The following is a 12,471-nucleotide window of genomic DNA, read 5'->3' as shown; positions in this document are numbered from 1 at the left end:
GGCCTCGACTCGCATCGCTATTGGAGATTTCAATGCTTTACATCGGTGAAGGCTTCGAGGGTTCCGGCCCGAACGCTGCCCATATCAATCTCTATCTCGGCCCGAAGAATGGCCCGATCTCTGGAGCGCTCGCCGGTGCGGCCGCAAGCCCCGGCCCCGGCCACCTGCCGTTCCAGGCGGTGTTGAAACCGAACCTGCCGGCGAAACCCGTGACGCTCTTCATCGCAAAGGCAGTGATGGAATCCGGTTCGTCGCATGAGCTGATGACCTGGGGGCCTGCGCAGGCCGGTGTCGCTGCCGGCATCACCGCCGCACTGCTCGATGCTTCGCTGCCGGCCGAGGCCGAGGACGACTGGGTGGCGATCGCCGCGGTCTGGGTCAATCCATCGGCAAACGATGCCGAAGAAGTATATCATAACAACAAGGCTGCGACGCATCTTGCAGCCAAGCGTGCACTGATGAAAGGTTGGCCGTCGCGTGCCGAGCTTGCCGAAGGCGTAGCAACGGTCGGCAATCCATTTTTCACGCCTAAGGTCGCCTGACATGAAACTCATCGAAGACAATGCGCTGATCGGCGGAGGCTGGGGTAGTGCTGCTGACAGCAGGCGCTTCGCCGTGCTCAACCCAGCCGACGGCAGCGAGCTTGCGACCGTGCCGGATTGCGGCGCGACTGAGGCCCAGCAGGCGGTCGATGCCGCTGCGAAGGCCTTCAAGACCTGGCGCAAGACGATAGCCGCCGAGCGCTCTGCAGTGCTGCGTCGCTGGGCGGAGCTAATGCTTGCCAATCAGGAAGACCTTGCGCGGCTTCTGACGGCCGAGCAGGGCAAGCCCCTTGCGGAGGCGCGCGGCGAGGTTGCTTATGCGGCGGGTTTCCTGACCTGGTTTGCCGAAGAGGGCCGCCGTGCCCACGGCGGCGTCGTGCCGTCCCACAAAGCCGATGCCCGCATCGTCGTCATGAAGGAGCCGGTCGGTGTTGTCGCAGCGGTCACGCCATGGAACTTCCCGCTGGCGATGATTACCCGCAAGGTCGGACCGGCACTTGCTGCAGGCTGCACCATCATCATCAAACCGGCTGAAGACACGCCGCTTTCGGCACTGGCGCTTGCCCGCCTTGGCGAACAGGCCGGCGTTCCCGCCGGTGTCGTCAGCGTGGTGACGACGAAGTCGCCGGCCGATGTCGTCGGCGTCTGGATGAAGAGCCCCGTTGTTCGTAAGCTCTCATTTACGGGATCGACGGCAACCGGCAAGCTGCTCATGCGCCAGAGTGCGGATACGGTGAAGCGCATCAGCCTCGAGCTTGGCGGTAATGCACCGCTCATCGTTTTCGACGATGCCGATATCGATCAGGCCGTGCGCGGTACGATCGCCTCCAAGTTTCGCAATACCGGGCAGACCTGCGTCTGCGCCAACCGCATCCTCGTCGAGGACGGCGTCTATGACCGTTATGCGGAGGCGCTTGCCAAGGCGGTTGCGGCCATGAAGGTGGCGCCCGGCATCGAGGACGGCGCGGCGCAGGGACCGCTCATCAATGCGCCGGCGCTGACGAAGGTCGAGCGGCATGTGGCCGATGCCGTCGAAAAGGGCGCCAAGGTGCTGACCGGCGGAAAGCCGCACGAACGTGGCGGCCTGTTCTACGAGCCGACGGTGTTGACCGGCATGACGACCGATATGGCGCTCGCGTCCGAAGAGACCTTCGGTCCGGTTGCCGGCCTTTTCCGCTTCAAGGGCGAAGAAGAAGCGATCGCGCTTGCCAATGATACGGAAACCGGTCTTTCGGCCTATTTCTTCACACAGAATCTTGGCCGCGCCTGGCGTGTGGCCGAGGCGCTTGAAGCGGGCATGGTGGGCATCAATGAGGGTGTGATCTCGACGGAAGTCGCCCCCTTCGGCGGCGTCAAGCAATCCGGTCTCGGCCGCGAAGGTGCCAGCGAAGGGCTCGATGAATATCTCGAGAGCAAGTATGTCCTGTTCGGCGGGCTTGCGGGATAATGACGGAGGATCGCTCTCCTCAGACGAAGAAGGAGCCTGCGGTCGATCGCCGCCGGTTGCCGCTGAATGCACTACGGGCCTTCGAGGCTGTGGCGCATCACGGCAGCTTCACGGCGGCGGCCGCCGCGCTCAACATTTCGCAAAGCGCGCTTTCGCGGCATGTCATCGGTCTGGAAGAGAGCATCGGGCGCAAGCTTTTTGAACGCGGGCACAAGGCCACGACGCTGACGGATGACGGACGCTCGCTCGCCGCCGGTATCGGCAAGGGTTTCGACCGTATCGAGCAGGCGCTGAAGGAGGTCTGCGCGCCGGACGAACAGCGCCAGCGCAAGCTGCGCATCAATCTGCCGCCGAGCTTTGCGATGAAGCTCACCGTGCCGCTATTGACCGATTTCCGGCGCAGCTTCCCGGATGTGCTGCTGGAGATTTCGACACCTTACGGGGTGCCGGACAGCGAATTCGATGTGGCGGTCGTCTACACGCGACCGGCCGTCGATGAATGGATCACCGACCTGCTCTGGGAGGAGCGGCCGACGATCCTTTGCCATCCCGATCTGGTCAGGGGAGGGGTTTCGGATATCGCGGCTTTCATTGCGGCAAACGAAATCATCCACATCAAGATCGTCGACATGGAGCCCTACCTCACCTGGCAGCGCTTCCTCGTTCAGAACGGCCTTGGCGGGGTTTCCGTGGCGCGTGGTGTGACATTCGACAGCGCCAGCCTCGGGGTTCAGTACGCCTTGTCGGGGCAAGGTTTGGTGCTGGCAGATCCGGCACTGTTTCGGGAGGAAATAGAAAGCGGCCGGCTGGTTGCCCCGGTCACCGCACATTATTACGAAGGCTTCGGCTATTACCTGAAGACCGATGCGGAAGGGCTGGTGGATCCACTGATTGCAGGCTTTCGATCCTGGATCATCAGCCGCTTCAGCAATCGTATGATGAACGACAGTGAAAAGCCCGCCCTGCGCATCGTGTCTGGCACAGAGGGTGCCTGATAGCGACCATACTGCCCATTCAAGGAGGAGGCAGATCATGACTGAATTGAAGACCAATAGCGGCAAACCGCTGCATCCCTCGGTGCCGGAACTGTGCGAACGGGTCCGCGCCGGCAAGATCGACCGCCGCGGCTTCCTGCGCGCAGTCGCCTGGCTCGGTGTGACGGCGGCTTCCGCCAGTGCCTTCCTTGGCGAAAGCAAGCCGGCACTCGCTGAGGAAACGCCCACGGACGGTGGCACGCTGCGTTTCGGCTGCCAGATCCAGGAACTGACCGATCCGATGATGACGAGCTGGATCGAGGCTTCGAACCTCTATCGCAACAGCCTCGAATTCCTGACCTTCGTCGATGCCGACAACGTCACCCATCCCTATCTCGCCAAGAGCTGGACGCCGTCTGCCGATCTCAAGACCTGGGATTTCGAGCTCGACGAGCGCGCCAAGTGGTCGAACGGCGATGCATTTACGCCCGAAGACGTGATCTTCAACATACAGCGCTGGATCGCGCCTGACTCGCAGTCTTCCAACAAGACAGCCTTCTCGGCAGTCGAGAAGGTCGAGAAGACCGGCGACCATGCGGTTCGCATCACGCTGTCGCGCGCGGTTTCCTCGCTGCCTGAACAGCTCTATTCCTATACCTGCCCGATGCTGCATCGTGACTTCGTCAAGGGTGGCGCCAACTGGCCGGCCAACCCAATCGGTACCGGCCCCTTCAAGCTGGACGCTTATGAAGTCGGCCGCCAGGCAGTCTTCTCCAAGCGCGCCGATTACTGGGGTACGCCTGTTCATCTCGATGGCATCCAGTATATCGACCTCGGTACCGATATCACCACGCATCTGGCGGCACTTTCGAGCGGTCAGATCGATATCATCTACCGCGCGACGATCGCCGAATACGATCTCATGAAGTCGCTGCCGAACATCCAGATCCTGACCGGCAAGGCTGCACATACGCTCGTCATGCGCATGCAGTCCGACCAGAAGCCGTTCGACGATATTCGCGTCCGCAAGGCGGTGCAGCTTGCCGCCGACAACAAGCAGATGCTCGACGTCGCCTATCGCGGTGAAGGTGAAGTCGGCGCCAACTTCCACGTCTCCCCGGTTCAGCCCGATTACTACGCGCTGCCGGCTGTGCCCCGCGATGTCGAGAAGGCCAAGGCCCTGCTCGCAGAAGCCGGCTACAAGGACGGTTTGGACCTTGAGCTGACGCTCGGCAATACACAGGGTACCTGGGAACAGGATACCGCGCAGGTGCTGCAGCAGAATCTGGCCGAAGCCGGCATCCGGCTGAAGCTCAATGTGCTGCCGGCCTCTCAATACTGGCCGATCTGGGACAAGGTTCCTTTCGGTCTCACCTACTGGGCACACCGTCCGCTCGGCGCCATGACGCTCGATCTCGCCTACCGCTCCGGCGGCGCCTGGAACGAGAGCCATTTCGCAAGCAAGGAATTCGACGCCGCGCTCGATAAGGCGATGGCCGTCGTCGATCCGGCCAAGCGCCCTGAGGCCATGAAGGATGTCCAGCAGATCCTGCAGGATTCCGCCGTCATCGTTCAGCCCTACTGGCCGAACCGCTTCAGCGCCGCCGCCACCACCGTCCGCGGTTTCGTGCTCCATCCGGCGGATTATTTCCGCATGGATGGCGTCTGGCTCGCCAAGACTTGATCTTCGGCGGGGCCGCCAGGCGCGGCCCCGACCCGGTAAAGAGGTGGTTCGTGGCCGTTTTCCCTTTCATTCTCCGTAAACTGGCAAGCGCGCTCGCGGTGATGTTCACCGTGTCGCTGCTCGTTTACCTGGCACTGGAGGTCAATGTCGGCGATGTCGCCGTCAAAGTCCTCGGCCAGTTCTCGACGCCGGCACAGCGCGCCCAGTGGCTGACCGCCAACGGTTACGACGATCCTTTCATCATCCGGTACGGCCGATGGCTCTGGTCCTTCGTGACCGGCGACTGGGGCATGTCCACCTATTATCGTGCGCCGGTTGCCCAATTGATCCCCGATCGGCTTGCGGCCTCCGGCATTCTTGCCGGTGGTGCGCTGCTCATCATCGTTCCGGTCGGTTTGTTTGCAGGCGTCATTGCCGGTATGCGCCCGGGTTCGTTGCTCGATCGCGTCATTTCCTTCGTTGCGATCGCCACGACGTCGATCCCCGATTTCGCGTCCGCAGTATTCTTTTCTGCCGTCTTCGTATTCTGGCTGCATTGGTTGCCCGGTGCCAGCACCATGCTTAGCGGCTTCTCGTTGCAGCAGATCATTCTGCCGGTTCTGGTGCTCGGCTTCTATTCGACCGGCTATCTGGCGCGCGTCACCCGCGCCTCGATGATCGAAGTCATGGGCACGCATTATGTCCGCACGGCGCGGCTGAAGGGGGCGAGCACCGCGCGCATCGTCTGGCGGCACGCGCTGCGCAATGCGCTGATTACGCCCGTCACCGTCATCATGCTGCAATTTCCGTGGCTGCTGTCCGGCGTCATCGTCGTGGAGGTCTTCTATGCCTATAAGGGCTTTGGCACGCTTCTCTATGACGCCGCACTCAACAGCGATATCCGCCTCGTCGAAGCCTGCGCGATGGTAAGCGTTGTCGTCGTCGTCGCCACCCAGATCCTTTCCGATCTCGCCTATGGTTGGCTGAACCCCCGCGTCTCGCTGCTCGATGCAGCCAATGGTCGGAAGTGAGGGCGCCATGGTGAAAGTTGTCAGATCCTACGTCTCCAATCCAATCATCCTGATCGGCGGTTTCCTGACGATCGGCTGGCTGCTGGTGGCGATCTTCGCGCCGCTGCTCGCGCCTTTCGATCCGATCCGCACGCTGCTGCCGCTTGTAAAGCCGGGTACAGCGGCTCCAACGGGTGGCGTGTTCTGGCTCGGCACCGACAAGCTCGGTCGCGATATCCTCTCGCGTCTGATCTATGGCGCGCGCACCGTCGTGATCTTCTCGACGCTCGCGACGGTGACCGCCTATGTGGTCGGCGTGGTACTCGGTCTTGTCGCCGGCTACTGGCGCGGCTGGGGCGATGCGGTGCTCTCCTACATCGCCAATGTGGTGCTCTCCTTCCCGGTGCTGGTGCTCTATATCGTCATCATCGTCGTGGTCGGCTCTTCGCCTTTCAACATCGTGCTTGCTGTGACTTTCGGCAGTGCGCCGGCGATCTTCCGTATCGTGCGCGGGATCACCATCGACGTCGCCAGCCGCGATTATGTGGCGGCAGCAGTAACGCAGGGCGAAAGCACTTGGCGCATCATGCTCTTCGATATCCTGCCCAATGCCAGCGGGCCGCTCGCAGTCGATTTCTGCCTGCGCCTCGGCTACACGGCGATCACCATCGGCACGCTCGGCTTCCTCGGCCTCGGCCTGCCGCCACCGACGCCTGATTGGGGCACGATGGTGAATGAAGGCCGCGCCATGGCGATCGCCTTCCCCCATCTCGTTATCTTTCCATGCCTTGCGATCTCGTCGCTGATGCTGGGCTTGAGCCTGCTGGCGGACGGATTGCGGGAAGTCTCGGAAGCGCAGGGGAGACGCGCATGAGCAGCAACGAAACACAGCCGATCCTCCGGGTCGAAAATCTGAGCGTCGCCCTGCCGAAGGGCGCCGACCGGCCCTTCGCGGTGAAAGCCGCAAGCTTTGACCTCAGGCCGAGTGAAATCCTCTGCATCGTCGGCGAGTCCGGTTCGGGCAAGTCGGTGCTGTCGGGTGCGCTGATGGGTGCGGTGCCCGAGGGGCTGAAGATTGTTGACGGCAAGGTGGTGCTCGGCGATACCAATCTCGTCGGCCTCTCCGAGCGGGCTTTCCGCGCCATCAGAGGCAGCGATATCGCGATGATCTTCCAGGAGCCGATCGCCTCGCTCAATCCGGCGATGACGGTTTCCGCGCAGGTCGAGGAAGTCTTCGAACTGCATTCGGATTTCGATGCGACCGAGCGGAAGAAGCGTGCCCGCGCATTGATCGAGTCGATGCATCTGCCGAACCCTGATCGTATCCTGCAGGCCTATCCGCATGAGCTTTCCGGTGGCCAGTGCCAGCGCGTTGTCATCGCCATGGCGCTTGCCATGAACCCGCGCGTGCTGATTGCCGATGAGCCGACGACGGCGCTCGACGTGACGACCCAGGCACAGGTGCTGAAGCTGGTGCGCGAGTTGCGCGACGTGCATGGCCACGGCATCGTCTTCATCACCCATGACTTCGGCGTGGTCGCCGATATTGCCAACCGCGTGGCGGTCATGCGCCATGGCGAGATCGTCGAGATCGGTGATGCGAAGCAGGTGCTGACGGCTCCAAATCATCCCTATACCAAGGAGCTTATCGCTGCCGTCCCGAGCCTGACGCCGCATGGCCGTCCGGCGGCGCAGACGGGGGAGGAGCCAGTGCTTGCAGTGCACGATCTGCAGCATTCCTACGGCAGCGTTCAGGTCTTGAAGCACGTGGAGCTCAGCCTGTTGCCGGGCCGTGTGGTCTCCATCGTCGGCGAATCCGGTTGCGGCAAGTCAACGCTTGCCAAGGCGATGATCCGCCTGATCGAGCCGAAGAGCGGCCGTGTGGAAGTCGCGGGTGCCGATCTTCTCGGTCTTTCGTCAGCGCCGCTGCGGGTGCGGCGCCGGTCGATCCAGATGATCTTCCAGGATCCGTTCGGCTCGCTCAATCCGCGCCGCCGCGTCGGGCCGGTGATCGCCCGTTCCGCCATGCTTGCCGGTGTCGAGGCTGGCGAAGCGCGCCGCCGTGCGGAAGAGCTGCTTGATCTCGTTGGGCTGCAGAAGAGCGCCTATTGGCGCAAGCCGTCTGCTTTCTCAGGCGGTCAGCGCCAGCGCATCGGTATTGCCCGGGCGCTTGCGATGCGGCCGGATGTGTTGATCGCGGATGAGAGCGTTTCGGCGCTCGACGTCTCCGTACAGGCGCAGGTTCTGAAATTGCTTCGCGAGCTGCAGGAGAAGCTTCAGCTCGCCATCGTCTTCATCACCCATGACCTGCGTGTCGCCGCCCAGATCAGCGATGAGATCGTGGTGATGCAGAAGGGTGAAATCGTCGAGCGCGGCAGTGCGGCCCAAATACTGCAGGCGCCGACGCATCCCTATACGAAAACGCTTCTCGATGCGGCGCCGGGCCGCAGCGCGTTCTAGCCGCCACCTTCGGGCGTCGGCACTCTGTTCCGTTTCAACGCGTGGCCGGCTTGAGCCGGCATGCGTGGAGTTAGCTATTGTCCTGAGGATGTCGTCATGACGGATTATCGCAATTTTATCGCCGGAGAATTCCGGTCTTCCGGCACGCTGGTGCCGGTGCTCAATCCGGCAACGGAAGCCCAATTCGCCAGGGTGCCGTCCGCGAGTGTCGGAGAGGCAGTCGAGGCCGTCGAGGCAGCGGCGAGGGCGCAGAAGGAATGGCGGGCGCTGCCGACCATCGCGCGTGGCGACGCACTGCGCAAGCTCGCGGTCGTCATTGAGCGGCGGGCGGAGAAGATCGGTGCAGCGCTAGCGCTGGAATCCGGCAAGAGCCTTGCCGACGCGACGGGCGAGGCCATCTATGGAGCCGAACTGATGCGCTATCACGCCGAATGGGCGCGCCGCATCGAGGGCGAAATCATCCCGAGCGACAATGCCAATGAGACGCTGCTTCTGAAGCGCGAGGCGATCGGCGTCGTCGCCTGCCTGATACCCTTCAATTTCCCGGTGTACACGCTGGTGCGCAAGATCGCGCCGGCGCTCATCGCCGGCAATGCAGTCGTCGTGCGTCCGAGCAATTCGACACCGACATCGGCTTTCGAGATTGCCGAAGCCGTGGCTGAGGCAGGACTGCCTGCCGGGCTCATCAATATCCTCACAATGTCGCATGAAGTCGCGGCGACGCTCTGCACCCATCCCAAGGTCGGGATGATTACCCTGACCGGTAGCCTGCAGGCTGGCCACGTGGTACTTGACTATTGCAAGGCGAACATTGCCAAGCCGTCGCTGGAACTCGGCGGCAAGACGCCCGTCATCATCGAGCCGGATGCGGACCTCGATGCCGTTGCCGCACAGCTCGTTGCCGCCAAGACCAATCATTGCGGACAGCTCTGCACCGCGCCGGAGCGTGTCTATGTGCATCGCTCCATCCATGACGCGTTGCTTGCCAAGCTGAAGGCCGGCTTTGCCGCACGTGCCTTCGGGGACCGCTCGGTTGATGCATCACGCGTCGGGCCGCTCGCCACGAAGGCTGCACAGACGAATGTGCACAAGGCTGTTTTGAAGGCGGTAGAGGATGGGGCGCGTGTCGAGGCCGGCGGCATCCTGCCTGAAGGTCCGGGCTTCTTCTATCCACCAACGCTGCTATCCAATTGCCGTCAGGACATGGAGATCATCGCCGAAGAGGTCTTCGGGCCTGTGCTGCCTGTTGTTGCCTACGACACGGCCGAGGAAGCGCTGTCGCTTGCCAATGACCACCAGTTCGGTCTGAGCTCGGTGCTCTTCACCAACAATCATCGCACGATCATGCGCTTTTCCGACGCGATCGAGGCCGGCGAATTCTACGTCAACCGTTTCCCGGCCGATCCCTATCAGGGCTATCACGCCGGCTGGAAACGCTCGGGTCTCGGCGGTGACGATGGCAAGCACGGCATGCTCGAATTCACCCAGACGCGCCTCGTCATACTCAAGCATTGAGGATTACGGCCATGCAGATCGCATCGCTTTCCACCCATGTCATCGCCGTCCCGCCGCCGCATATCGGCGGCATGTACTGGATCTTCGTACGACTGACGACCGCTGACGGCATCGAGGGCGTCGGGGAGATCTATTCGACCGCCTTCCATCCGCAGGCGCTCGTGCCGCTGATCGAAGACGTCTTCCAGCGCTATCTGCTCGGCCATGATCCGCATGATATCGAGCGCTTCTGGCGGCTTGCCTATTCGAGCGGTTTTACCCAGCGCCCGGACCCGACGATGATGGGTATCGTCTCCGGCCTGGAGATCGCCTGCTGGGACATTATCGGCAAGGCTGCCGGCAAGCCGGTCCATAAACTGATCGGCGGGCGCGTGCATGAGAAGCTGCGCGGCTATACCTATCTCTATCCGAAGAATGCCGCCGGCGAATACGACTATAACGATCCGGACCTTGCTGCCGAATGCGCGGTGAAGATGGTCGAGATGGGCTTTACCGCCGTCAAGTTCGATCCGGCAGGCCCCTATACGGCCTATTCCGGCCATCAGGTGTCGCTCGGGGTGATGGACCGCTGCGAAGAGTTTTGCGCCAAAATCCGCGCGGCTATCGGCAACAGTGCCGATCTGCTGTTCGGCGCGCATGGCCAGATGGTGCCGTCTTCGGCGATCCGGCTAGCGCGGCGGCTGGAGAAATACGATCCGCTGTGGTTCGAGGAGCCTGTGCCTCCCGGCCAGGAGGAGGCGATGGCGGAAGTCGCCCGCAAGACCTCGATCCCCATTTCAACAGGTGAACGGCTGACGACGAAATACGAGTTCCAACGCGTGCTGGAAACGGGAGCGGCCTCGATCCTGCAGATGAACGTGGCGCGTGCCGGCGGCATTCTCGAATCCAAGAAGATCGCCGGTATGGCGGAGGCGCATTATGCGCAGATCGCGCCGCATCTCTACAACGGCCCGATCGGCGCTGCGGCGAGCATTCAGCTTGCTGCTTCCTCGCCGAATTTCCTGATCCATGAAGCGATTGTCGATTTCTCGGGCTTCTATGCTGAGATCCTGAAGATACCGCTGCACTTCGAGGACGGCTACCTGATCCCGTCAGATGAACCGGGACTGGGCGTGGAGCTCAATCTCGATGTCGTCGCAAAACACTCGCCCTACGAAGGGCAGCGACTGCATCTGCAAATGGATGACAAGCCCGCCGACGTCAAGGCATTCGCGCCGGCCCGCGGCTGAGAACGAAGATGACGACATATGATTACATCATCGTCGGCGCCGGCTCGGCCGGCTGCATTCTCGCCGCGCGCCTTAGCGAGAGCGGCAGGCACAATGTGCTGCTGATCGAAGCCGGCGGCAATGACAGCTCCCCGTGGTTCCGCATTCCGGTCGGCTATGCGCGCTCCTATTACGATCCGAAGGTCAACTGGATGTATTGGAGCGAGCCGGAAGCGGCGCTCAACGGCCGGCGCATTTATGCGCCGCGCGGTAAGGTGCAGGGCGGTTCCGGCTCCATCAATGCGATGATCTTCGTGCGCGGTGCCGCCGACGATTTCGACGACTGGAAGGCTGCCGGTAATCTCGGTTGGGGCTATGAGGATGTGCTGCCCTTCTTCCGCAAGCTGGAGACGCATGCGGACGGCGAGAGCAAATATCATGGCGGTGGCGGCCCAATTCATGTGACGCCGATGCGCGGCCAGTCGCATGCGATTACCGACTGTTTCCTGGAAGCCTGTGCCGAACTGCAGCTGCCGCTGAATGCGGATTTCAACGGCGAGAGCATCGAAGGCGCCGGCATTTACGATATCAACACGCGGAACGGCGTGCGCTCCTCCTCATCGCTCGCCTATCTGCGGCCGGCGCTAGGGCGACCCAATCTCGCGATCCTGCGCGATAGCCGGGTGCGCCGGGTGATCGTCGATGCTGAAGCCCGCGCGACTGGTGTCGAGGTAATCGGTCCGGGTGGCATCACCAGTTATTCGGCGCGCCAGGAGGTTATTCTCTCGGCCGGTGCCGTGGATACGCCCAAGCTGCTGCAGCTTTCTGGTATCGGCGATGGTGCCCTTCTGCAATCCCTCGGCATTCCGCTGATCCGGCATCTGCCGGCGGTCGGCAAGAATCTGCAGGACCACCTCTGCGTCAGCTTCTATTACCGCTCTAACGTGCCGACGCTGAATGACGAACTCGGCACGATCTTCGGGCAGGCGCGGCAGGCCTTGCGTTATATTCTGACGCGACGGGGGCCGCTGGCGCTCAGCGTCAATCAGGCCGGCGCCTTCCTGCGCGGCAGTCCGGAGGAAGAGCGGCCGAATATCCAGCTTTATTTCAACCCGCTCTCATACCGCATCCCGACCGATCCGAAGGCGGGGCTGAAGCCGGAACCCTATTCGGGCTTTCTACTTGCTTTCAATTCCTGCCGGCCGACGAGCCGAGGCTCTATCAACATCATCTCTCCCGAGCTGACGGACGCACCGCAGATCCGGCCGAACTATCTCGGCACCGTCCATGACGAGGAAGAGGTGATCCAGGGCAGCCGGTTGGTGCGCCGGATCATGGAAGCGCCGGCGCTGCGGGCCATTACCGAAATGGAGATGCCGCCTTCGGCAGAGGCCCAGACTGACGAGGAATTGCTCACCTATTTCCGGGGCAATTCCGGTTCGATCTATCACCTCTGCGGATCGGCTGCGATGGGGCCGGATGCAACGACATCCGTCGTCGATGCTTCGCTGAAGGTGCACGGCATCAATGGTCTGCGGATCGTCGATGCCTCGATCTTCCCGAACATCACGGCCGGCAATATCAATGCGCCGACGATGATGGTGGCGGAGAAGGGCGCGGCGATGATCCTCGCCGCCGCCTAAATTTGCACC

The 12,471-nt window shown here is 62.3% G+C and carries 10 protein-coding genes; all 10 read left to right on the top strand.

Translation table 11 applies throughout. From position 1 onward, the window contains the following. Positions 1-32 precede the first annotated feature (32 nt). Positions 33-542 (top strand): formaldehyde-activating enzyme, encoded by a 510-nt coding sequence (gene fae / locus KQ933_RS15245; protein WP_216755668.1) that lies wholly within the window; start codon positions 33-35, stop codon positions 540-542. A gap of 1 nt (position 543) precedes the next feature. Continuing rightward, entirely contained in the window at positions 544-1,989 is a 1,446-nt protein-coding gene (locus KQ933_RS15240) for an NAD-dependent succinate-semialdehyde dehydrogenase (protein ID WP_216755667.1), read from the top strand. Then, positions 1,989-2,984: a LysR family transcriptional regulator gene (locus KQ933_RS15235; protein WP_216755666.1), complete on the top strand. Its 996-nt coding sequence runs from the start codon at positions 1,989-1,991 to the stop codon at positions 2,982-2,984. Before KQ933_RS15240 ends, KQ933_RS15235 begins: the two co-directional genes overlap by 1 nt. 37 nt (positions 2,985-3,021) lie before the next feature. After that, positions 3,022-4,647, top strand: a complete 1,626-nt coding sequence (locus tag KQ933_RS15230; RefSeq protein WP_216755665.1) for an ABC transporter substrate-binding protein — start codon at positions 3,022-3,024, stop codon at positions 4,645-4,647. A 50-nt stretch (positions 4,648-4,697) separates the two neighbouring features. Continuing rightward, entirely contained in the window at positions 4,698-5,657 is a 960-nt protein-coding gene (locus KQ933_RS15225) for an ABC transporter permease (protein WP_216755664.1), read from the top strand. A 7-nt stretch (positions 5,658-5,664) separates the two neighbouring features. Further along, positions 5,665-6,510, top strand: coding sequence for an ABC transporter permease (locus tag KQ933_RS15220; RefSeq protein WP_216755663.1), 846 nt, complete (start codon positions 5,665-5,667; stop codon positions 6,508-6,510). Further along, entirely contained in the window at positions 6,507-8,096 is a 1,590-nt protein-coding gene (locus tag KQ933_RS15215; RefSeq protein ID WP_216755662.1) for an ABC transporter ATP-binding protein, read from the top strand. The genes KQ933_RS15220 and KQ933_RS15215 overlap by 4 nt, the downstream gene beginning before the upstream one ends. A gap of 96 nt (positions 8,097-8,192) precedes the next feature. Further along, positions 8,193-9,611 (top strand): aldehyde dehydrogenase, encoded by a 1,419-nt coding sequence (gene aldA / locus KQ933_RS15210; protein WP_253958245.1) that lies wholly within the window; start codon positions 8,193-8,195, stop codon positions 9,609-9,611. 11 nt (positions 9,612-9,622) lie between these two features. Next, complete coding sequence (locus KQ933_RS15205; RefSeq protein WP_216755660.1) at positions 9,623-10,840, top strand: mandelate racemase/muconate lactonizing enzyme family protein; 1,218 nt, start codon at positions 9,623-9,625, stop codon at positions 10,838-10,840. Between the two features lie 8 nt (positions 10,841-10,848). Next, positions 10,849-12,462 (top strand): GMC family oxidoreductase, encoded by a 1,614-nt coding sequence (locus KQ933_RS15200; RefSeq protein WP_216755659.1) that lies wholly within the window; start codon positions 10,849-10,851, stop codon positions 12,460-12,462. Positions 12,463-12,471: the final 9 nt, after the last annotated feature.

It is taken from the genome of Rhizobium sp. WYJ-E13 (genome assembly GCF_018987265.1).
GTDB lineage: Bacteria > Pseudomonadota > Alphaproteobacteria > Rhizobiales > Rhizobiaceae > Rhizobium.
Note: the sequence above shows the minus strand (reverse complement) of the source record. Positions and strands in the feature narration are given on the sequence as shown.

What these genes read in the sequence shown, in the direction of transcription:
- fae (WP_216755668.1), top strand. Translation starts at nt 33, where the DNA reads ATGCTTTACATCGGTGAAGGCTTCGAGGGTTCCGGCCCGAACGCTGCC.
- KQ933_RS15240 (WP_216755667.1), top strand. Translation starts at nt 544, where the DNA reads ATGAAACTCATCGAAGACAATGCGCTGATCGGCGGAGGCTGGGGTAGT.
- KQ933_RS15235 (WP_216755666.1), top strand. Translation starts at nt 1,989, where the DNA reads ATGACGGAGGATCGCTCTCCTCAGACGAAGAAGGAGCCTGCGGTCGAT.
- KQ933_RS15230 (WP_216755665.1), top strand. Translation starts at nt 3,022, where the DNA reads ATGACTGAATTGAAGACCAATAGCGGCAAACCGCTGCATCCCTCGGTG.
- KQ933_RS15220 (WP_216755663.1), top strand. Translation starts at nt 5,665, where the DNA reads ATGGTGAAAGTTGTCAGATCCTACGTCTCCAATCCAATCATCCTGATC.
- KQ933_RS15215 (WP_216755662.1), top strand. Translation starts at nt 6,507, where the DNA reads ATGAGCAGCAACGAAACACAGCCGATCCTCCGGGTCGAAAATCTGAGC.
- aldA (WP_253958245.1), top strand. Translation starts at nt 8,193, where the DNA reads ATGACGGATTATCGCAATTTTATCGCCGGAGAATTCCGGTCTTCCGGC.
- KQ933_RS15205 (WP_216755660.1), top strand. Translation starts at nt 9,623, where the DNA reads ATGCAGATCGCATCGCTTTCCACCCATGTCATCGCCGTCCCGCCGCCG.
- KQ933_RS15200 (WP_216755659.1), top strand. Translation starts at nt 10,849, where the DNA reads ATGACGACATATGATTACATCATCGTCGGCGCCGGCTCGGCCGGCTGC.